Source organism: Pseudomonas fragariae (ex Marin et al. 2024), assembly GCF_059621105.1.
In genome coordinates this window covers 2874363-2894477 of sequence record NZ_CM184369.1, presented here as the reverse complement: position 1 = coordinate 2894477, position 20115 = coordinate 2874363, and the positions used below count along the sequence as shown (strand labels likewise).

General features: G+C 54.1%; 20 protein-coding genes and 2 tRNA genes. 15 read left to right on the top strand and 7 right to left on the bottom strand.

The window, feature by feature from the left end; all coding sequences use genetic code 11:
• Positions 1 to 9 precede the first annotated feature (9 nt).
• On the top strand, positions 10 to 948 hold the full coding sequence (locus AC54XV_RS12925; protein WP_058398579.1) for a carbohydrate kinase family protein: 939 nt from the start codon (positions 10 to 12) through the stop codon (positions 946 to 948).
• An 84-nt stretch (positions 949 to 1032) separates the two neighbouring features.
• Here AC54XV_RS12925 and AC54XV_RS12920 read toward each other — a convergent pair whose 3' ends face one another.
• Both AC54XV_RS12920 and AC54XV_RS12915 read right to left on the bottom strand, forming a co-directional pair.
• Positions 1033 to 1587: a hypothetical protein gene (locus tag AC54XV_RS12920; protein ID WP_058398578.1), complete on the bottom strand. Its 555-nt coding sequence runs from the start codon at positions 1585 to 1587 to the stop codon at positions 1033 to 1035.
• Positions 1588 to 1755: 168 nt separating this feature from the next.
• Positions 1756 to 4665 (bottom strand): bifunctional diguanylate cyclase/phosphodiesterase, encoded by a 2910-nt coding sequence (locus AC54XV_RS12915; protein ID WP_057458120.1) that lies wholly within the window; start codon positions 4663 to 4665, stop codon positions 1756 to 1758.
• Between the two features lie 245 nt (positions 4666 to 4910).
• On the opposite strand from AC54XV_RS12915, the gene AC54XV_RS12910 reads away from it, so the two are divergent.
• The 9 genes from AC54XV_RS12910 to AC54XV_RS12870 all read left to right on the top strand — a co-directional run bounded on the left by AC54XV_RS12910 (position 4911) and on the right by AC54XV_RS12870 (position 13013).
• Positions 4911 to 5987 carry an NAD(P)-dependent alcohol dehydrogenase gene (locus AC54XV_RS12910; protein ID WP_058398577.1) on the top strand — a complete coding sequence of 359 codons (1077 nt, stop codon included), beginning with the start codon at positions 4911 to 4913 and terminating at the stop codon, positions 5985 to 5987.
• A gap of 302 nt (positions 5988 to 6289) precedes the next feature.
• The gene (locus AC54XV_RS12905; protein WP_003402836.1) at positions 6290 to 6688 is read left to right on the top strand and encodes an NUDIX hydrolase; all 399 of its coding nucleotides are present in this window, start codon (positions 6290 to 6292) and stop codon (positions 6686 to 6688) included.
• A gap of 89 nt (positions 6689 to 6777) precedes the next feature.
• Complete coding sequence (locus AC54XV_RS12900) at positions 6778 to 7839, top strand: SDR family oxidoreductase (RefSeq protein WP_011267673.1); 1062 nt, start codon at positions 6778 to 6780, stop codon at positions 7837 to 7839.
• 256 nt (positions 7840 to 8095) lie between these two features.
• A complete protein-coding gene (locus AC54XV_RS12895; protein WP_058398522.1) occupies positions 8096 to 9052 on the top strand; it encodes a tyrosine-type recombinase/integrase in 957 nt (318 codons plus the stop codon).
• A gap of 443 nt (positions 9053 to 9495) precedes the next feature.
• Positions 9496 to 9765, top strand: a complete 270-nt coding sequence (locus AC54XV_RS12890; protein WP_080267605.1) for a hypothetical protein — start codon at positions 9496 to 9498, stop codon at positions 9763 to 9765.
• A gap of 29 nt (positions 9766 to 9794) precedes the next feature.
• A complete protein-coding gene (locus tag AC54XV_RS12885) occupies positions 9795 to 10223 on the top strand; it encodes a hypothetical protein (protein ID WP_058398521.1) in 429 nt (142 codons plus the stop codon).
• The gene (locus AC54XV_RS12880; protein ID WP_057431509.1) at positions 10220 to 10489 is read left to right on the top strand and encodes a hypothetical protein; all 270 of its coding nucleotides are present in this window, start codon (positions 10220 to 10222) and stop codon (positions 10487 to 10489) included. The genes AC54XV_RS12885 and AC54XV_RS12880 overlap by 4 nt, the downstream gene beginning before the upstream one ends.
• A gap of 351 nt (positions 10490 to 10840) precedes the next feature.
• A complete protein-coding gene (locus AC54XV_RS12875; protein WP_058398519.1) occupies positions 10841 to 12295 on the top strand; it encodes a DEAD/DEAH box helicase family protein in 1455 nt (484 codons plus the stop codon).
• A 367-nt stretch (positions 12296 to 12662) separates the two neighbouring features.
• On the top strand, positions 12663 to 13013 hold the full coding sequence (locus AC54XV_RS12870) for a hypothetical protein (RefSeq protein WP_058398518.1): 351 nt from the start codon (positions 12663 to 12665) through the stop codon (positions 13011 to 13013).
• A 1334-nt stretch (positions 13014 to 14347) separates the two neighbouring features.
• Here the strand turns inward: AC54XV_RS12870 and AC54XV_RS12865 are convergent.
• Positions 14348 to 14424 (bottom strand) — tRNA-Val (locus tag AC54XV_RS12865).
• Between the two features lie 275 nt (positions 14425 to 14699).
• Between AC54XV_RS12865 and AC54XV_RS12860 the strand changes: the two genes are divergently transcribed.
• The 3 genes from AC54XV_RS12860 to AC54XV_RS12850 all read left to right on the top strand — a co-directional run bounded on the left by AC54XV_RS12860 (position 14700) and on the right by AC54XV_RS12850 (position 16035).
• On the top strand, positions 14700 to 14924 hold the full coding sequence (locus AC54XV_RS12860; RefSeq protein WP_058398516.1) for a hypothetical protein: 225 nt from the start codon (positions 14700 to 14702) through the stop codon (positions 14922 to 14924).
• A 16-nt stretch (positions 14925 to 14940) separates the two neighbouring features.
• A complete protein-coding gene (locus AC54XV_RS12855) occupies positions 14941 to 15498 on the top strand; it encodes a GNAT family N-acetyltransferase (protein WP_058398515.1) in 558 nt (185 codons plus the stop codon).
• Between the two features lie 279 nt (positions 15499 to 15777).
• Complete coding sequence (locus AC54XV_RS12850; protein WP_003398137.1) at positions 15778 to 16035, top strand: ubiquitin-like protein; 258 nt, start codon at positions 15778 to 15780, stop codon at positions 16033 to 16035.
• Between the two features lie 125 nt (positions 16036 to 16160).
• On the opposite strand, the gene AC54XV_RS12845 is transcribed toward AC54XV_RS12850, so the two are convergent.
• Positions 16161 to 16237: transfer RNA gene (locus AC54XV_RS12845), tRNA-Val, on the bottom strand.
• Positions 16238 to 16419: 182 nt separating this feature from the next.
• Here AC54XV_RS12845 and AC54XV_RS12840 point away from each other — a divergent pair.
• Entirely contained in the window at positions 16420 to 17703 is a 1284-nt protein-coding gene (locus AC54XV_RS12840) for an NAD(P)/FAD-dependent oxidoreductase (protein ID WP_024651459.1), read from the top strand.
• Positions 17704 to 17762: 59 nt separating this feature from the next.
• Here the strand turns inward: AC54XV_RS12840 and AC54XV_RS12835 are convergent, their stop codons facing one another.
• Positions 17763 to 18458 (bottom strand): hypothetical protein, encoded by a 696-nt coding sequence (locus AC54XV_RS12835; protein ID WP_024651460.1) that lies wholly within the window; start codon positions 18456 to 18458, stop codon positions 17763 to 17765.
• Between the two features lie 220 nt (positions 18459 to 18678).
• Here AC54XV_RS12835 and AC54XV_RS12830 point away from each other — a divergent pair, with 220 nt between their 5' ends.
• Positions 18679 to 18861, top strand: coding sequence for a hypothetical protein (locus AC54XV_RS12830; protein WP_024641991.1), 183 nt, complete (start codon positions 18679 to 18681; stop codon positions 18859 to 18861).
• A gap of 119 nt (positions 18862 to 18980) precedes the next feature.
• Here AC54XV_RS12830 and AC54XV_RS12825 read toward each other — a convergent pair whose 3' ends face one another.
• Both AC54XV_RS12825 and AC54XV_RS12820 read right to left on the bottom strand, forming a co-directional pair.
• Positions 18981 to 19739 (bottom strand): TerC family protein, encoded by a 759-nt coding sequence (locus AC54XV_RS12825; protein ID WP_011267668.1) that lies wholly within the window; start codon positions 19737 to 19739, stop codon positions 18981 to 18983.
• Positions 19740 to 19773: 34 nt separating this feature from the next.
• A complete protein-coding gene (locus tag AC54XV_RS12820) occupies positions 19774 to 20016 on the bottom strand; it encodes a hypothetical protein (RefSeq protein WP_003405475.1) in 243 nt (80 codons plus the stop codon).
• Between the last annotated feature and the right edge of the window lie 99 nt (positions 20017 to 20115).

Genomic DNA, 20115 nt, shown 5'->3' with positions numbered 1-20115 from the left:
GGAGCACTTATGTTTCTGGTTTGTGGCGAAGCACTGTTCGATATTTTTACCCGCGCGGATGACAGCGGTTCCCTGAACAGATTGGGGTTCGATGCGATAGCCGGCGGCTCTCCGTTCAACGTTGCCATCGGCCTGCGCCGTCTGGGTGTAGAAGCGAGCTTCCTTGCCGGGCTGTCCACCGATTACCTGGGCCGCCGTCTGCGCGCCGTGCTGGAAAAGGAAACGGTCAATACCGATCACCTGATCGACTTCGACGCGCCCACCACACTGGCCATGGTCGCCGTGGGCAGCAATGGATCGCCAACTTACAGCTTTCGAGGCGAAGGCTGCGCAGACCGTCAGTTGCGCCTGGAACACCTGCCGGAACTCGACGGGCAGGTACGCGGCATTCACGTCGGCTCGTTTTCCCTGGTGGTGCAGCCGATTGCCGACACGCTGCTGGCGCTGGTCGCCCGTGAAAGCAGCACACGGCTGATCTCGCTGGACCCCAACGTGCGCCTCAACCCGGCACCGGACATTCAGCGCTGGCGCAGCCAGGTCGCAGCGTTCGCCGAGCATGCGCACCTGATCAAGGTCAGCGACGAAGACCTGCACCTGCTGTACCCGGACAGCGATCCACAAAAGATCGCCGAAGGCTGGCTCGGCAAGCGGACGCAACTGGTCATCGTTACCCGCGGCACGCAAGGCGCCAGCGTCTTCACCCGCCAGCACGGCACCTGGTCGGTGCCGGCAAGAACCGTGGTCACCGCCGATACCGTCGGGGCCGGGGATACGTTTCAGGCGGCGCTGCTGACCTTCCTCAGCGAACGCCAACTGGACACGCCAGAGGGCCTGGCAACGCTGTCACGGGAATTGCTGGATGAGATGCTGAATTTCGCCGTCGGCGCGGCCGCGCTGACCTGCACGAAGGTCGGGCCGGATTTGCCGTACAGGCATCAATTGGGGTGACAGGGCTGAAATCCAATGAATATCGTGCCAATGCAGAGCATCGGCACGACGGTCATCATGGTCTGAGCGGCTTTTTTCGAGCCATCAAGCCACCATACCGGCCTTGATACCTCTGATGCGGGTGTTGATGTCATCCGCAACATCGTTCTGCTTGTCCTTGAGCGCGTCCTGAACCTTCTGGTCAATCGCCAGCTGGTCCTGTGGCGCCATGGCGTCATAGTCTTTCTGGGTGATGCCCGTCAGCTTTTCGCGCACTTTCTCTTCGGCTGTCTGCTTCAGAGAGTCCATGAATTTCTGTTGTACCGAATCCGTCGATGCCGTGTCAGTGGTGCTGGTGGTGCCAGCCACTGAACCGATGACACCGTTGTCACGGTCAGCCGTCTTTTCCGACAGTGACGTATCACCGGCGGACTTCAGGTTGATCATCATCCGTGCAAAGGATTCGTTGTAACCGCTGTTGTCCTGCTTGCTGTCTTGCGATGTTGAATTGCTGACCGGCGTGGTAACCGGTGCCGAACCTGATGTCAGGCCAGCGGCAGCGACCGAGCTGAAGGCGTCCTGGGACACCTCATCCACGGTCTTGCGCCCGACAACAGCCCGGGAAACAAGCTGCTCAAGCGCACTCGTGCCAATAATCATCTCTCACCTCCTGATGAACCTGTTGCCCAGGTTTACCAGCAAGTCCAGTGCCAACTTCCGCATAAAGTCATAATCCGTTGATTTTTAACGCTTAACTAAAAATCAGGTCTATCGAGCGCGTCAAAGAACGGATACAACCTGCCGTCTGCGGCAAGCACTGGCCGAGCGTCAGCCTGCTGCAAGACCGGTGTTGATATCCAACAGCTCAATCGGCAGCGGCTCGGAGAAGTAGTAGCCCTGCGCCTGCGTGGCGCCGATCTCGCGCAGCAACTCAAGCGTTTCTCGATCCTCGACCCCTTCGGCAACCACGGTCAGATCGAGGGATTCGGCCATGCGCACAATGGCACGCACAATGGCGCGGCTGCGCACACTGGAGGTCAAGCCAAAGATAAACGACTTGTCGATTTTCAAACCGCTGAAATGGTACTGGTGCACGTAGCTGAGCGAAGAGAAGCCCGCGCCGAAATCGTCGAGCATGACCGACATGCCGTGCTCGGCCAGGAGCTTCATCGACAGACGTGCCTGCTCGGGATCGGCCACCAGTGCGCCTTCGGTGAGTTCCAGACACAGACGTTCAGGCGCAACATTCTGCTCGGCAAGCAGTGCCAGTACTTCTGCGGCGAACGCCGGACGGGTGATGCTGTAGCTCGAACAGTTCACGTGCACGGGCGGCCAATGACTGTTCTCGGGTTGCGCCAGAATGGAAACCACACGCCTGAGCATGTACAGGTCCAGACGGCCAATCAGGCGCAGCCCCTCGAGCGCAGGCAGAAAGCTCTCTGGCCCGACGATGCGTCCATCCGGCATGCACCAGCGGATCAACGCCTCGAACGCCAGCAACTTTCCGCTATTGACGCAGATCACCGGCTGAAAATAGGGAATCAACTGATCCGTACGTTTCAGCGCCGTGCGCAACGCACCCTCCTGCTCGACCTGATCCGACACCTCGCGGCGCAACGCCTGATTGAACACCGCGAAGCTGTCCCGCCCACCGTTCTTGACCCGGTACATGGCGGTATCGGCATCGCGCAGCAGGTCAGCCGGCTCCTGATGGAAGCGGCTGTCAGCCCCCACCACACCAATACTGCAGGAAGAGAAAACAGTGTGATCATCGATCACGAACGGCTGCTCGAATGCGGTCAGTATTCGCTGAGCGATCTCCGTGCCGGTCTGCAACGGCGTGTCGATGCTCAACACGGCGAACTCGTCACCGCCCAGCCGCGCCAGCAGGTCCCTTTCGCGCATGCAACTGCGCAGGCGTTCGGCGGCCTGCACCAGAAGGATGTCGCCACAGTGATGACCAAGGCTGTCATTGATCATCTTGAAGCGATCCAGATCGATGAACATGACAATCACTTGCTGGCCGTTGCGGCAGAAGTCCTGCCAGGCCTGCCTCAGGCGATGTTGCAAATGGCTGCGATTGGGCAGCCCGGTCAGTGAGTCATGGGAGTTTTCGTGCTGCAGCCTGGCGTTGGCCCGGTCCAGCTCACGGGTCCTGTCTCGAACCCTGGCTTCAAGCAGAACATTGGCGGTATGGATCGCTTCTGCCGCGCTGCGCCGGGACAGTGCCGTATCGATGTGGCGAGAAACGAAGGTCAGCAGCTCCTGATCGCGCAAGGTATAGCTCACATCCTTGGAATAACTCTGCACCACCAGCACGCCGCGAACCTGCCCGCCGTCGAACAGCGGAATGCCCAGCCATGAAGAGCAACGACCGGATTGTCGCTGTACCTCGATCTCGCCAAGGCCTTCCAGCCTGCGAGCTTCCTCGTAATCGATCAGGCACGGTCGCCGCTGGCCTATCACATATTCGGTAAACCCCCGCTGCCCGCGTCGTGAGCGCGGCGGCGCGGGCTTGAACTCGTCAATGTAGTACGGAAAGGTCACTTCGCCCGTCGCACTGTCGTAAAGCGCGATGTAGAAATTGAGCGCCACCAGCAGCTCGCCGACGATCATGTGCAGGCTGCGGAAAAGCTCGTTCATGTCACCGGGCTGACTGGAAAGCTCGGCAATCTGGAACAGGGCATTCTGCAGATGCTCGGCGCGCTCACGATCCCTGACTTCCTGACGCAATGCATCGTTGGCTGCAGAAAGCTGTTGCGTGCGCAGGGCCACCACCTGCTCCAGGTCAGTGCGGTGCAACTGCCGGTCCAATGCCATGGCCACATGGCGCGACACCACGGCGAACAACGCACGATCCTGGGCACTGTAGACACGAGATACGTCATAAACCTGCATCGCGACCATGCCAAAGACGTCGTCCGATGCATTTTTCAAGGGCGCGCCCATCCAGAACTCGGGCAGACGTCCGACGCAGTAGAACCGGTTTTCGGCCTTGGCCAGTTCGATGCAGGCGGCATCGAGAAACAACGGCTGCCCGCTGCTCAACACATATCCGGTGAGCGACATCCGGTCAGCGTCGATAAACTCGAACGTTTCATGTGCCATCGCTTCGTCATCGAAGCGGTCAATGTAATAAGGGTAAGTGATCTTGCCGCTTTGCCGGTCATACAGCGCAACGTAAAAGTTCTCGGCATCGATCAGGGTCCCGAGTTGCTCATGAATGCCTTGCAGAAAAGCGCCGCGGTCCAGCGTAGTACTGGCCAGCAGGCTGATTTCATACAGAACGCGCTGGGTGTTCTGCGCGCGGATCAATGCCGCGGTCTGCAACAGCGAGCCCAGCCTGACAGCCAGATCCAACAGCAAGGGGTGGTCTTTTTCAGCCATCGGTGCCAACACCCACCCCAGCACGCCCTCGCCCTGCCCCGCGACCCGGCAATGCAGCTGCAACTGAGTGCAATACGCCTCGAAATCTTCAGCAGCGATATGTGTCGGCCAGACAACGCTTTCGTCGCCCTGCCCGAGCAGGCATTTCAGTTCACCAGCGGCGTATGCAGCCCAGGCAATGGCTCCTGTCTGCTGCCTTGCGGCGCTGATCAGTGCTTCGATGGAGGCGTGACAGGAGAATCGGTCGCGGGTGGCTGGCAACGCGCTGCCGGGAGCAATTGAGGTACAAGCTACGCTTGGGCAAAGGCCCGTGGCCAGAAGTGAGACTGTCATGGAAGCATCCAGATGCATGAGCCGACGGCGGTCATCCTTAAAACCATGACCAAAGATTACAAGCGTGACAGGGCATTGTTGCAAAGTTCATACCTTTTTGGCAGATCCTTCAGCTTCCCGATCAAGCCTGTGTGATGCGGGGCACTACCTGGCTGCCCCATGGGTCAGATTAAGGTGCATTGCCAGACAGCAAGGTCAATGAGCGAGGCTCGGCTATGCTGTCGTACGGCGTTACACTTATCCCCATTGAACAGGTGACAGTAATGGTCAAGACATACAGCTACGCAGCGCAATCGGCTCAGGACACACTCAAGCCCCATCAATTCGAACGTCGCTCGCCCGGCGCTGACGATGTTCAGATCGACATCCTTTACTGCGGCGTGTGCCACTCCGATCTGCATACTGCGCGCAATGAGTGGCACAACACACTCTATCCTTCTGTTCCGGGTCACGAAATCGTCGGCCGGGTCACGGCGGTAGGCTCCGACGTCAAGCAATTCAAGGTCGGCGACCTGGCTGGCGTCGGTTGCATGGTCGACAGTTGCCAGCAATGTGCATCGTGCGCCGAGGGCGACGAGCAATACTGCGAGAGCGGCTTCACCGGCACCTACAATGGACCGGTATTTGGCGGCGAGAACACATTCGGCGGCTACTCCGACAAGATCGTGGTCAAGGAAAAGTTCGTCTTGCGCATCTCACATGATGCCAACCTGGCCGCCGTCGCGCCGCTGTTGTGCGCAGGTATCACCACCTATTCCCCCTTGCGCCACTGGAAGGTCGGCCCCGGCAAGAAAGTCGGCATTGTCGGGCTTGGCGGCCTCGGCCACATGGGCGTCAAGATCGCCCACGCCATGGGCGCCCATGTGGTGCTGTTCACGACCTCCCCCGACAAGCGCGAAGATGGCTTGCGTCTGGGCGCCGACGAAGTGGTCGTATCCAGGGACGCGGGGCAGATGGCCGCGCAGGCCAGCAGCCTGGACTTTATCCTCAACACGGTCGCAGCGCCGCATGACCTGGACGCCTTCCTGTCTCTTCTCAAGCGCGACGGCACCATGACACTGGTTGGCGCGCCGGCAGAACCGCATCCGTCACCCGCAGTGTTCAACCTGATCTTCAAGCGTCGCAGCCTGGCCGGCTCGTTGATCGGAGGCATTCAGGAAACCCAGGAAATGCTGGACTTCTGCGCCGAGCACGGCATCGTTTCCGACATTGAAGTGATCGCCATGCAGGACATCAACGAGGCTTACGAGCGGATGCTCAAGGGCGACGTCAAGTATCGCTTTGTCATCGACATGGACAGCCTCAAGCAGGAAGCGGCTGCCGACTCGAACGCTGCCTGATGCGCACCTGGCAGCCAAGGACGGCTGCAATTTGACATGCCGTACGTCGCCCCCGGTGAACCGATCGCCGCCAATCGCCCACTGATGTCCATACTCTAGGTGCAGGACTCTGATTACAGGCATCGGCAACCCGCCTGCTGTGCGACTCGATCTGGCTGTTTCACGCTACGGCCTGAGCGGCGCCCCGCCAAAATGAACTATTTATTACATTTTGGTGACTACTACTGACTGTCTTTGAGTCTCAAGTTCACGCACTTCTTGCAGATACTCATGCCAACGGACGTTCAACAGGTGAATGGATTATGAAACAACGAGCGACAGTCATCTGCAAACGTGACGGCCAGGTCCTCTACGTGCGCAAACCGAAATCCCGCTGGGCGTTACCCGGCGGCAAGATAGAAGCGGGTGAAACGCCCTTCCAGGCCGCAGTGCGTGAACTGTGCGAAGAAACCGGGCTTGCCGACCTTGATCTTCTGTACCTCGATGTGTACGAGAAGGATCAGGTGGCCCATTACGTTTTCACCGCCCAGGTCCCAGCCTCCAGCGAGCCATCGCCGCAGAACGAAATCGCCGCCTGCAAATGGCTTGCGCCGCAGAAACTTGGTGACCTGAAAGCCAGCAGTGCGACCAAGACCATCGTCAAGTCGTATGCCAACGAGTCCGAAGATGTCGCCGGTTCCCGGAGCCACGTCACAGGGTAATCGGGACAATAAGGTTGAACGGTATGGCCTGATTCTGTTCTGAGACAGCAGACGGTTCATTACTTTCTTCCCCGTCTCAGGAGACCCCTATGACTCAGACCGCCCTGGTTGTTGGCGCAAGTGGCATTGTCGGCAGCGCAATCACGCAGTTGTTACTGGAAAACGATTGGCAGGTTGCCGCCCTCTCCCGTAGCCCGTCAGCGCGGCCCGGTGTAATCCCGGTAGCTGCAGACCTGCAGGACCCGGATTCCGTGCGTGCGGCTCTGGCTGATGTGAAGCCCACCCACGTTTTCATCACCACATGGTCGCGTCAGGCCACTGAAGCAGAAAACATCCGCGTCAATGCTGCGATGGTGCGCAACGTGCTGGACGCTGTGCGGCCCGCTGGCAGTGTCAAGCATGTTGCGCTGGTGACCGGCCTCAAGCATTACCTCGGCCCGTTCGAAGCATATGGCAAAGGCACCCTGCCGCAAACGCCGTTCAGGGAATCGCAGGCGCGCCTGGATATCGAGAACTTCTACTACGCCCAGGAAGACGAAGTCTTCGCTGCCGCCGAAAAGGATGGCTTTACCTGGAGCGTCCATCGCCCGCACACCGTGACCGGTGTCGCCGTCGGCAACGCAATGAACATGGCGACGACCCTGGCCGTTTACGCCTCGATCTGTAAAGCCACCGGCCGGCCTTTCGTGTTCCCGGGTTCACGCGTGCAGTGGGACAGCCTGACCGACATGACCGATGCGCGTCAGCTGGCCCGCCAGCAACTGTGGGCTGCGACCACACCTGCAGCGGCCAATCAGGCGTTCAACATCACCAACGGCGATGTGTTCCGCTGGAGCTGGATGTGGGGACAGATCGCCGAATACTTCGGCTTGCAACCAGCCGATTTCCCGAGCGAGCCTGCCCCGCTGGAAACGCAGATGGCCAACGATCAAGCAATCTGGGATGACATTGTCCGCGAGCATCAGCTCAAGGAAAGTGACATCAACCGCCTGATTTCGCCATGGCACAGCGATGCCGACCTTGGCCGCCCGATCGAGGTGGTCACCGACATGTCGAAAAGCCGCAAACTGGGCTTCACGGCATTTCAGGCCAGTGACGACGCGTTCTTCGACGTGTTTGAAAAGCTGCGCCGTGACCGCCTGATTCCCTGAGGCAACTTGCCCTCTCGTGCCAATGCTCGCGTTGGCACAAGAGCTGGCACTGGCTACAGCTAAGGCAAGCACAACAAAAAAGGGTCAACCTCTCGGCTGACCCTTTTTTTACCGCCCAGCAGAGCGGATTTTGTTTGGTAGGCGCGATTGGACTCGAACCAACGACCCCCACCATGTCAAGGAGAGGAGCAATACCCCCTAGCCCATATGGGCTATGGCCTTGAGAGAACGCCCATTCACATCATGAGGCGTCAACATGGCTAACATCCGCTCCCTACCATCAGGCAACTGGAACGCTCAGGTCAGATTGAAAGGGAAACCCCCTCAGTCGAAGACATTTTCTACACAGGCTGAAGCTCAGGCATGGGCTGACAAGCTTGAGGCTGTCATCAAAGACCATAAGCACCACACCATATTCACATTGGGCATGACCTACTGTGACTCCCACCTCAAGGGTAAGGGTTCCTACACTCATGCTGTCCAGATCGTTGAGCAACTAGCTCACGCCTTCCCTCAGTCAATTCATGACATTACCCCCAAGCTAGTGAACGATTTCAAACTGATGCGCTTACAGACCGTCAAGGCAGCCACATGCAGACATCAGTTGGCGTTCCTCTCTCGGTTCTTCAAGTATGCTAAACGTGGCTTGCTGATAGACATACCTAATCCTGTCTGTGACATCACCCTACCTAAGCCTGACAAGTCCAGTGACAAGGTGGTGACTGCTGGTGAGCTACGTCTAATCCTCAATGAGCTATCACCCACAATGGCCCTGATAGCAGAGCTTGCATATGAAACAGCTATGCGTCGTTCTGAGATACTGAAGCTGACAGTTAACTGCCTGCATCTGGAACAGAGGATTGTGGACGTAGTGGATGGCAAGAATGGTACACGCTCAGTGCCCCTGACCTTACGTGCAATAGAGCTTCTGAAAGAGGCTCAGAGACATGCTCTAGCAGAACGCATACCAAGAGGCAGACTGTTCTCTGTAGCGCCTCACAGCGTCTCACAGGCCATCAGGAGAGCTAGGGCAGCAGCTAACCTTGATAGTAATGTCAGACTACATCAGCTCAGACATACAAGAATAACCAATGTAGCTAAGAGAGGGTTTAACAACGCTCAGATAATGATTGTCTCGGGACATAGAGACACAAGGTCTGTCGCCAGATACTCTCACCTGAATGCCAAGGATGTCTTACACCTGATTGACTGAGGCCCTACAAGCTCGCTGGTGAGGCGTAAGACTCTTATCCTCGTCAGTTGCAGGCTTTGCTTATAGCGTGCCCTACAGAGCCTTACAGGAAGCGTAGGGACACGCACACTCTCTTATCTCATAGTATCAAAACAAACTAATGAGCCCACTTTAAAAATAGTTTGAGGACTTTTGCCTCAAATCTAGGTATAGATATATGTGAGTGAGAAAAATATCTCAATTTAGTTTGTCCGGTTTTTCCTAAAAATTAGGTATAGTATGTATAGGAGAAGCTTTTCTCCTTCTGCAACACTCTCCCACTTGCTACACCCTCTAGCACCATCCTCCTTGCTCGCCATTACGCGATGTAGGAACACAAGACTTCCCCCTAGATAATATCACGCCCAATCACAGTGGGGGATATAGGGGGATGCCTTTAACCATTAACTTATAGGTAAGACTAAATGTCTATTACTTTAGAGCAGATTGTTGCTCTGCAACACAATCAACTTAATACACTACCGAGAAAGATCATTTGGCTCATGGTTCGTAATCAGGCTGATGTCTTTGGTTGGTCTACTATCTCAAGCGCTGACTTCTGTATTGCTACAGGGCTCCCCAGACGCTCTGTAGAAGGCGTTCTAAAGCATCTGGTAGCAACAGCAATGGTTGAGCGTAGAAAGACTGGCAAGGCCCATTCAGCTCGTTATCAATATCGTATCATCACTCTCTAAGTAAAGTCTCTCTATTAAGGAACACACATATGCGTACATACAAACATGAAGACCTTGTAGCATTGGCACAAGAAACAGGACGCTCCCTTGAGGATGTAAAACAGATTGCTCATAACTCAGGCTGGGTGCTAGAACAGGAGGCACGCCCTCTCCGAGCCCTTGACAGTTCCAAGGACGCAGTAGCCATTATGAGGCAGGTTAGACAAGCCACTCTTGAGCGTCTCTATAAGAATGATCCGCTGATCCGAGAGAGCCTAGATATGCAAGTGGCAGTGCAGCAAGCACGCCTTGATCGAACCACCAATAAGCCTAGTAATAACCAGTATGATAGCGAAGGGAACTTCACTGGCGTAACGAGAAGCATCATAAGTGGGCCAGCAGCAACAGGCAAGAACCAAACTGATGCCATGAAAGCAATCAAGGCAAGCGTCTATAAGCGTCTAGGAGTTCAAGAATGAACTATTACATTTCAGAGGGTGAGCGTCAGTATCAGGAACATCGTAAGGCTCAGCTCAAGGCCATGATTGAACAGGCAGAGGTGAGCAACAATAGCCTTGTAGGTGAAGTGAAGACTTACAAGGGGGTTAGCTACCAGATGCATCAGCGTGGCAGTTATGTGTGTGTAGACCTTCCTAAGAATTCACCATTGGAAGGTACATTCACATCAGCCTTTGCTCTACACAAGATCATTGATGACATGGAAGTACGCAACTCAAGCAAATGAAGACAATCATTAGCTGGCTGGTTACAGCATTCATCGTGTATGCCATCTGCCTAACCATCCTTACTATTGCCAGACTCGCCCTAGCAGTTATGGCATGTACAGCATGAAGCACATATATGAACTCAGATGACGACTTCATCAATATCCCTGACCTAGAGTATCGAACAAAACACCTCATCCCTACAACCATCAAGCGAGGACTAGCAAAGGAACTGATAGCAGCTAATGGTAATACCAAAGCCATCTCCGCCCTCTCTTTACAGTATCGACTCTCGTCACAAGCAGCAGGCTACATCTCTAATTTACAGTTAAAAGACATTGAGCAATCTCAAAAACGACGATAAGGATTCTATGAAAGAGAAAACACTGTTCATTGCTGAAGCCCTTCCGGGCAGTGGCAAGTCTACAAAGTTTATTCAATCACTGCCACAGCTAATCATAGACAACAATATTGTTTATGCAATGCCCACGAACAAGCTTATCAAGGAGTTAGCATTAGACATAAACGTCAAGGCTGGCATTTCTCCATTGGTCATTACCTCTGAGACTGTAGATCATGTGACCTTGCACCTTGAGCGTGTGCTGGCGTTGAACAGTGCCCCCTTGATCATGATAACTCATGAAGCGTTACGTCGAGTAAACCCTAAGCTCCTTGATGGTTGGGAGCTAGTGGTGGATGAGGTGCCTAGCGTCTCTGATTGCAAGGCCCACCTGTTCGATAGTGGTAGTTACCTTGGAAGCATTGCGAACTATATAGATATCAGTCCCAGCAAGAAGGCATCACTCAAACCTGAGTACACCTCTCTGATTGAAGGTATGATTAAATCTAAAGATAGTAGCGCCCTAAGCAATACAGCCATTGACGTATTGAAGGCTTTGACAGAGGCCAAATGTAGTGTAGAGGTAGAGGCTCTATCTGCCAAGGGTAAGCGCCTAGTACGCATTGTGAGCTATAGGGATTTCTTATCAGCGTTCTCTTATGCCAACAGTGTTCATATTCTCGCCAACAACGTCAGAGACACGCTACTGGGCATTCATGCCACCTACCAAGGTTGGCAGTTTGAACCATCTATATTCACACCAGAGTTTGATGGTTATGGCAAGCGTGTTGAGCTACATCCTTTCCTTACAGGCAAATACTCTAAGACTCAGAGCATGATGCAACGTAATGGTAAGAGTGCTGATGCTTGGGATGATGGCGTACAGCTAGCTGACTGGTTACATTGCGTAACTGCAATGATTGGAAATGAAGAAAGCTTAGCCTTCATGCATGAATGGGTTAAGTATAACTTCAAGAGCAATGTAACCACGCTACCAATCGACAGCAGGGGAATTAATGGTTATCAAGATAGACGTATTGCTATCTGCCTTCAGCACGGCAATGTAAGTCCTGATGATGCCCTAAGCTTTCATAGCTTGAGTGATATGCTGGGCGTACCAGTACAAGAGATTAGAAAGGCCATTGAGTTCGAACGCTTCTACGAAAGCACACTACAAGCCATTGCTCGTACTTCTCTGAGAGACAGAGATAATATGGAACCAGTTCTTCTATTCGTACAGAACATGGATATGGCGAATTACCTTCAAGGCTTACTTGGAAGACTGGCCGTCATCAATACTGAATTGGTAATGACTCCTTGGGAAAAAGAGAAGTCAGACTTGAAGAAGGCTAAAGCCATGCTACAAGCTGAAGCCATCTCTCTGTTCATTGAGAAAGGTTTAGATCGTAAGACCATTGCATCTGAGCTAGACGTTAACTATGTAACCATTCGACGTTGGACCAAGGGGCTAGACCAAGCCGCTTGAATTGATCAACGTCAGCATTATTTTGATCATTTTCTCTTAAAGACTCTTAAGAGTTTTTGATCAATTTCTAAGAACACCTTAACGTCAGCAAGCTGACAGGTGCTACTCCCTTCTCAGGACATTAAGCTAGACACCATCCTTAGACTACCATCTACCGATGGACCTACTTAAAGCAAAAGCAACGTCAGCATAGCTGACAAGAGCACGCATAAAAGAGAAAATCAAAAGCGGACTACCTACCAGTATGTATTGCTCTTGATCTTTCTTTATTGCGTATGCCACTACGTGGCGTGCTCTTGCTTCTGCTGTCACGCAGTGACTCCTGCTGAAAGCCCACTACTACCCTCACACACTTAAAGAGAACAACATGAACATTCAAGACAAACACAAACAGCAATACGTAGAAGCTTACTCACACATTGAGCTAGCCCAGACACTCGGAGTTAGCCTAGCCCTGCTAGATAGCCATGCAGAAAACCAAGGATGGAAAGAAGAACACCGACTTTACTGGTTCGACAAGTCACTTGAGTCATTGAAGTATGCGCTTAACGAAGGAAGCATTCCTGCTGTCAAGGAACTACTTAAGATTGCTGGTGTAACCAGACCAGTGGGTCGTCCTAAGAAACAAGACATTGAAGGCCACCTAGCTAAAGAAGCCAAAGTGACCGAGGAATGGGAAGCAGACTTCCGAAGACTGACCCTAGTGTCACCAAACTGAGAGAATTATTTATTAAAAGAGGTGGGGTGTATTGACCTCTTACACCCACGACCACATTACATTGGACAAAGCTATCGCTAGGGAGCGCTACGCTCTGTATCACAGGGGGCACACCTCAGTGTGTCGACTGTGCCTGATAGTTCAGCTACCAGTGCTTGCCCTTCTAACAAAGCCAGAAGGGATATGCTGGCATATCAGCTATGTCTAGCTGGAGAGGTCTACAAACTGTCTCCCACTGTCCTCTCAGCGTTCCTGCCGCCACTACTCCATTGAAGGTTCGCTATGGCGCTACTGACCTCAAAGCATCCCACTCGCTGGGACATACTGTTTAGCGTGTGCTAGGCCCGTTTACCTATTTCTCATCGAGCGGAATTTTTATGATTCCGCCCTGATTATATCTACTGCACGTACTCACAGCGATTCTGTATGCAGCATCTCTATCCGACATGTACTGATTCAAGGAATGAAGCTTTCCCTCGACGCAGTCAGCCATCAGAGCGCCCTCTTTGGTTCCTTCCGACATCGCTAAGTAAACAAACATAGATAGGACCAGCATGCATACCACAAGCCGTCCAAAGCTGATTCGCCTTCCGTCAGGATTCATTACTACGCCCACGGAAGCTTTGAGCCTTGCCCGAAGAGACTGCCGTCGATTATCCAGCAGCCCGTGTAGCCTGACCCACCATATATGTGCCCTTCACTGATCCAGCAATGCGTATAACCATTTGGTCCATATATGTGCCCGTCTGTAATCCAATGGCCTGTGTAGCCTTGCGGACCGAATATGTGCTGATCACGAATCCAAAAACCTGTGTACATAGCTTCCTACCTGCTGGGATCTTTGACCCTAGATATCAGACTGCCAGCATTTCTCCTAGAAATTTCCGTGACGCAATGCATAAGAAAGGACAGCTCCTAACCCCCTGCCTACCCCTCTCGCCTTGATGGCCCCACGCACACAGAAATTGGCCCTTGCCTTGAGCGTCAAGAAAATTCCACAGAGGGGTTGGGTAGCGTCCAGCCCACAGCAGGCACGTAGCTCAGTTGGTTAGAAGCCTGCCATTGTGAGGCCACGAACAATGAGCACCACCTTAACAAGAAGGTGTTCAAGTCATACAGATCAGTAGGTTAGCTATGGTCGTTCACATTTACTCGTGTGAATGCCACTGTGAATGAGGTGTGAACGACGATTTGAACGACGATTTGAACGAGAACAGACATTCCCATTGCGGTGTGTGAACGATGCCTATAGATTGTGAACGTTTTCTCAAGGCAACAAAAAAGGGAACCCTTTCGGATTCCCCTCTCGACCGCCCAGCAGAGCGGATTTTGTTTGGTAGGCGCGATTGGACTCGAACCAACGACCCCCACCATGTCAAGGTGGTGCTCTAACCAACTGAGCTACGTGCCTGCTGTGGGTCGGCATTCTACGGATATTCGATTGCCTGTCAAACGCTTTTTTGCAGTAACTCGCTGAATACGTGAAATTTTTAAGGCTCCTGCCAGTGATCACGCAACATCAGAAATTCCGCCCGTCCATCCAGAGCACTGATCGAACAGCCTTCGTGGGTTCACGCACCTTTCGAAACCTCACCTGGCACATTTACCAGTATCACTCATCATCCGGCTGCAATAGCCTTGCTAGCGTCATAGGCGTCGAATTATGCGTTACTCAGGAGAAAAATCATGGACGAAGAAGTGTCTGCACTGGTGGCTGATAACAGCTCAGGCTCGGTTCAGAGCAACAGTGAAAGCAAATCAGCCTCCGCAGACGGGGCTGTTATCACGAATCGCTATGCGAGGGTAGGAAGTGACGGGATCGTCATTATCATTCAAAACATCCCGGGCCCACCCCCGACGCCTGACTGGAAACTGTGCAAGGCCGATACAAAAGAGGGCTCAAAGTACTGACACATGAGCATTGTCGATGACAGAACCCAATCTACTGCCTGCTGAAATCCAGACAGAGCGCCTGTTGATTCGCGTTGCAAAGCCAGGTGACGGCATCGTATTCAATCAGGCCGTTGCAGAATCAGCCGAGCATTTGCAGAAATGGTTAGCCTGGGCAACGCCGACTCCTGGTATCGATCAGTCCGAACTGATCTGCCGCCATGCCTACGCCCGGTTCCTCCTGAATGAGGATCTCAGGGCTCTTCTCTTTCTGAAAAACAACGGCGCATTAGTAGGAAGCAGCGGCTTGCATAATGCCAACTGGCAGTTGCGAAGCTTTGAAGTAGGCTATTGGGGCAGAACTCAATACCTTGGCGCCGGCCTGATAAGTGAGGGCGTTGCAGCATTGGTCAGCTATGCGCTGGACAACTTGATGGCTAATCGCGTGTTTCTGACAATGGATGAAAGAAACCTGGCGAGCCAGAGACTCGCCGAGCGGGTCGGATTTGAGTACGAAGGCACGCTTAGACATGATCGCATGAGCATTCAGGGAGGATTGCGCAACACGCGCGTCTACTCGATCATTGGCAACTGACAGCAAAACAAAAAAGGGCCAGCCTCTCGGCTGACCTCTTTGTTACCGCCCAGCAGAGCGGATTTTATGTGGTAGGCGCGATTGGACTCGAACCCACGCTCCCCCCTTGCGCACTCGACTTTGCGCTTGAAGATCTTACCAAACCCTACCTAGCAACTTTACTAGTATCACCCATCGCCAGGCAGTTCTAACCTGAATGACGTACAAACACCTCGAACGTCCAACGCAGACATTTATGTTCGAGCCCCTTATACTCATAAAACCATTCAGGCAAACCAGATGATAATTCACATAGAGCTATTACTAGGCGACAAATTTGACCTAGACGTAGAAAGCAGCGACTTGATCAGTGATGTTAAAGCCAAGATACACGAAAAGATAAAGGACAAGACGAGCAATTCTATACCAAGACAACGGCTTATATTTGCAGGTAAGGGACTGGAAGAAGATAAACGCTCGCTGGCATATTACAGTATTAAGGAAGATAGTACGCTGACCCTGGTCTTGAAACCCTTAGATGGCCCTATAAGCCCATGATTTAAGCCTTTAGAAGCCCATGTGCCTCAGCTCCTGAAAAATCAGACCTGCAAAAGACACTGAAACGAAAAGGACCAGCCTCTCGGCTGACCCTTTTGATACCGCCCAGCAGAGCGGATTTTGTCTGGTAGGCGCGATTGGACTCGAACCAACGACCCCCACCATGTCAAGGTGGTGCTCTAACCAACTGAGCTACGTGCCTGCTGTGGGTCGGCATTCTACGGATATGCGAATACCTGTCAATCTGTTTTTTTGCTAACCCTATGAAATACAGCGTTTTTTGCCAATCAACAGGCAACGGCTCTTTTTGCCTGCTGCTGGCAGAGCTTTTACATCTCGGGTACGATTGCCGCCATCGTCAAGAATATTAAACGGAGTCTCAGGATGGCAAACACGCCCTACCCGCAGTCCTATTACGCGGCTTCAGCCAATGCTGCCCCGGAACGTCCCGTGCTGCAGGGCGAAGTCGAAACTGACGTGTGTGTCATCGGAGCCGGTTACACAGGCTTGTCCAGCGCTCTGTTTCTGCTGGAAAACGGATTTCGGGTCACTATGCTGGAAGCGGCGAAGGTCGGGTTTGGCGCATCGGGGCGTAATGGCGGGCAGATCGTCAACAGCTACAGCCGCGACATCGATGTCATCGAGCGAACCGTGGGGCCACGCCAGGCGCAATTGCTCGGGCAGATGGCCTTCGAAGGCGCATCGATCATTCGGGATCGGGTTTCCCGTTACGGCATTCAGTGCGACCTGAAAGATGGTGGTGTATTCGCAGCGCTGACCAGCAAGCAACTGGCGCATCTCGAGGCCCAGCAGCGGCTCTGGGAGCGCTATGGGCATACCGGACTCGAGTTGATGGACAAGCGCCGGATCAATGAAGTTGTGGCCTGTGATCAGTACATCGGCGGGTTGCTGGACATGACCGGTGGGCATATTCATCCACTCAACCTGGCGCTGGGTGAAGCCGCCGCTGTCGAGACGCTGGGTGGCACCATCTACGAGCAATCAGCGGCCATTCGTATCGAGCGCGGGGCAAACCCTGTGGTGCATACGGCACAAGGCAGGGTCCGGGCCAAGTTCATTATCGTGGCCGGCAATGCCTACCTGGGCAATCTGGTCCCGGAGCTGGCGGCCAAGTCGATGCCGTGCGGCACTCAGGTGATCACCACCGAGCCGTTGAGCGATGAACTGGCCAAGACACTCTTGCCGCAGGACTACTGCGTCGAGGACTGTAATTATCTGCTCGATTACTACCGTCTCAGCGCCGACAAACGCCTGATATTCGGTGGCGGCGTGGTGTATGGCGCACGAGATCCGGCCAACATCGAAGCCATTATTCGCCCGAAGATGCTCAAGGCATTCCCACAACTCAAGGACGTGAAGATCGACTACGCGTGGACCGGCAATTTCCTGCTGACCCTGTCTCGCCTGCCGCAGGTTGGCAGGCTGGGCGACAACATCTATTACTCGCAGGGTTGCAGCGGGCATGGCGTGACGTACACGCACCTGGCCGGCAAAGTGCTGGCCGAAGCCCTGCGCGGGCAGGCCGAACGCTTCGATGCATTCGCCGACCTGCCTCATTACCCGTTCCCCGGCGGGCAGATGCTACGCACCCCGCTGACTGCGCTGGGCGCGTGGTATTACAGCCTGCGTGACCGACTCGGTTTCTAAGCTCGCTGAACGTAAAACGGCACCTTCTCGGTGCCGTTTTTGTTCCTGCCGCGTTGAGTTCATTTAACGCCGCGTGCCAGCGTTCTTTTCGCCTCGCCCGCCGCTTGGTCCTGTCCTGATGTCGATAATGCTTCGGCCGCCTGCAACCAGCGCTGCGCATCGACGTTGGCTGGCAACTGCCGGGGCGACTGGATCAGCACCGCCCAACTGCCCGCGTCTTTCCAGGCCGACGCAAAGCTGCTGAAACTCATTGAATAGCGACGGTCCATGCCTGCGTTGAGCAGCACGGTCTCCTTGATGCGGTTGTAACCGATCAGCACCGCATAACGTGGCCCTTTCCACAGTACAGAGCCCTGGGCAAAACGCAGCATCACCGGATAGCCCGCCGAGACCTGAGTCAGCAGGTCCTGCAACTGGCCATCAAGCGGGTACACCATGAAACCGTATTCACGCGCGACCTTCTGCATGTTCTGCTCGAGCCGGTCCTCGGCACCCGGCAATTGCAGCGGCTTGTCGAGCAAACCAGGCGTCGTCTGCACCTGCTGGTTGGCCAGCATGCTTGCCAGCACCATCGGCCCGCTTTGATAGGCATTACCCCGGAAGAACGGCACCGAAGTTAGCTCGACCCGGTCAGGAAGGCGCTTCATCTCCGGCGTAACCATCGATGAACAACCGGCAAGGCCAATCAGCATGGCCCCAATCAGCCATGAACGCAGTGCACCGGAAGTACCGGTAAAGAAAGAAACCGACAGCATGTCCACTCACTTCAACTGTTGTCGGGCAACCCGCGACCCGACCTGAGCACCGATGATAGAGCCGACCGGGTTCCGGGGATAGCCACGCGTGGCACCTCGGCCAACAGAGTGGCGAAAATAATTCATAGCCCGATGCCACTGGTCAATTAACCGAAACATGCCCCGTACTAGACTGTCAATTATCAAGACCGCAACAAAAAGCAGGAATGTGGAGGCACTTATGAGCCTGGAATTGACAATAGTGATGCTGATCGCTTCGTGGCTTGCCGTCGCCAGCGCGATGCTGTGGGGGGTGATGCGTATATCCCGTCGCCATCATCAGCCGCGCAGCGTCGAGCCGCGTACGGTACAACCGGCTGTACTTGCAAAACACATCAAGGCCCCCGCTGTCGCCGCAAACTGATTTACAGGGTATGAGCAGCGCTTAGCTGATCTGCCCTCCTCAGCGTACTTGCCCGCACCTTGAATGCAAAAGGTCGACCCTGTTGCCAGGGCCGACCTTTTTTACCGCTTCGCCCGTTATCAGTGCGTGGACACCTGGGTACCGGCTTTCTTGCGTCTTGCCCTGCGTACCAGCATGTTCAAGGCTTCAACGGCTGCCGAGAAAGCCATGGCCGCGTAGATGTAACCCTTGGGCACATGGGCGCCGAAACCTTCGGCGATCAGTGTCATACCGATCATGATCAGGAAGCCCAGCGCCAGCATGACCACCGTCGGGTTGTCGTTGATGAATTTCGCCAGCGGGTTGGCTGCAACAAGCATCACCACGACAGCAGAGATTACCGCGATGACCATGATCGGCAGGTGTTCGGTCATGCCCACGGCAGTGATGATACTGTCGATGGAGAACACCAGGTCCAGCATCAGGATCTGTACGATCGCCGCGCTCATGCTCAACATCACCACCGAACCCAGGGCTTTCTCCTCCTCGGTCTTGATGTCCATGCTGTGGTGAATTTCCGTCGTTGCCTTCCACACCAAAAACAGGCCACCGGCAATCAGGATCATGTCCTTCCATGAGAACGCCTGGCCGAATACCTCGAAGACCGGCTCTGTCAGCTGCACGATGTACGCAACGGTACTGAGCAGACCCAGGCGCATCACCAGCGCCATGCCGATACCCAGCTTGCGAGCCTTCTCGCGCTGATGTTCAGGCAGCTTGTTGGTGAGAATCGAGATGAAAATCAGGTTATCGATGCCCAGTACGACTTCCATCACCACCAGTGTCGCCAGCGCGATCCAGGCTGCCGGACTTGTCGCGAGTTCCAATAGGTATTCCATAGATCACTGCCCTGCCTGCGCCAATAGTTATAAGTCAGATTTCTTTATCAGACGTGTTTTCGGTTTCAGCCGAGTTTGGTGGTGATTCCTGCAACGAAAGTTCCTGCCTGGCGTCGTCCAATGCCTGGGTCGCAGCTTTATGGGTGTCATCGACCACCTGTTTTGCACTGTCAGCTGCGGCGTTCACCACATGCTTGGTGGAAGACTCTAGCTGATCGCACCCTGCCACTACCAGCAGCGAACCGCTCAGTAATACAGCGTAAAGGGCTTTGTTCATGGGCTCCTCGGTTGTGAAGCCGGGCGGCATGTTCAGCCCGGCGTTGGAGCGGATTCTAGACATCTTGAAACATAAGGAAAATTCGATTTTATAAGTCGT

Coding starts and splice junctions, on each gene's coding strand:
- AC54XV_RS12925 (WP_058398579.1), top strand. CDS start 10: ATGTTTCTGGTTTGTGGCGAAGCACTGTTCGATATTTTTACCCGCGCG.
- AC54XV_RS12905 (WP_003402836.1), top strand. CDS start 6,290: ATGAAACAACGAGCGACAGTCATCTGCAAACGTGACGGCCAGGTCCTC.
- AC54XV_RS12900 (WP_011267673.1), top strand. CDS start 6,778: ATGACTCAGACCGCCCTGGTTGTTGGCGCAAGTGGCATTGTCGGCAGC.
- AC54XV_RS12890 (WP_080267605.1), top strand. CDS start 9,496: ATGTCTATTACTTTAGAGCAGATTGTTGCTCTGCAACACAATCAACTT.
- AC54XV_RS12820 (WP_003405475.1), bottom strand. CDS start 20,016: ATGAACAAAGCCCTTTACGCTGTATTACTGAGCGGTTCGCTGCTGGTA.
- AC54XV_RS12825 (WP_011267668.1), bottom strand. CDS start 19,739: ATGGAATACCTATTGGAACTCGCGACAAGTCCGGCAGCCTGGATCGCG.
- AC54XV_RS12915 (WP_057458120.1), bottom strand. CDS start 4,665: ATGCATCTGGATGCTTCCATGACAGTCTCACTTCTGGCCACGGGCCTT.
- AC54XV_RS12835 (WP_024651460.1), bottom strand. CDS start 18,458: ATGCTGTCGGTTTCTTTCTTTACCGGTACTTCCGGTGCACTGCGTTCA.
- AC54XV_RS12875 (WP_058398519.1), top strand. CDS start 10,841: ATGAAAGAGAAAACACTGTTCATTGCTGAAGCCCTTCCGGGCAGTGGC.
- AC54XV_RS12855 (WP_058398515.1), top strand. CDS start 14,941: ATGACAGAACCCAATCTACTGCCTGCTGAAATCCAGACAGAGCGCCTG.
- AC54XV_RS12840 (WP_024651459.1), top strand. CDS start 16,420: ATGGCAAACACGCCCTACCCGCAGTCCTATTACGCGGCTTCAGCCAAT.
- AC54XV_RS12910 (WP_058398577.1), top strand. CDS start 4,911: ATGGTCAAGACATACAGCTACGCAGCGCAATCGGCTCAGGACACACTC.
- AC54XV_RS12880 (WP_057431509.1), top strand. CDS start 10,220: ATGAACTATTACATTTCAGAGGGTGAGCGTCAGTATCAGGAACATCGT.
- AC54XV_RS12850 (WP_003398137.1), top strand. CDS start 15,778: ATGATAATTCACATAGAGCTATTACTAGGCGACAAATTTGACCTAGAC.
- AC54XV_RS12920 (WP_058398578.1), bottom strand. CDS start 1,587: ATGATTATTGGCACGAGTGCGCTTGAGCAGCTTGTTTCCCGGGCTGTT.
- AC54XV_RS12870 (WP_058398518.1), top strand. CDS start 12,663: ATGAACATTCAAGACAAACACAAACAGCAATACGTAGAAGCTTACTCA.
- AC54XV_RS12830 (WP_024641991.1), top strand. CDS start 18,679: ATGAGCCTGGAATTGACAATAGTGATGCTGATCGCTTCGTGGCTTGCC.
- AC54XV_RS12895 (WP_058398522.1), top strand. CDS start 8,096: ATGGCTAACATCCGCTCCCTACCATCAGGCAACTGGAACGCTCAGGTC.
- AC54XV_RS12860 (WP_058398516.1), top strand. CDS start 14,700: ATGGACGAAGAAGTGTCTGCACTGGTGGCTGATAACAGCTCAGGCTCG.
- AC54XV_RS12885 (WP_058398521.1), top strand. CDS start 9,795: ATGCGTACATACAAACATGAAGACCTTGTAGCATTGGCACAAGAAACA.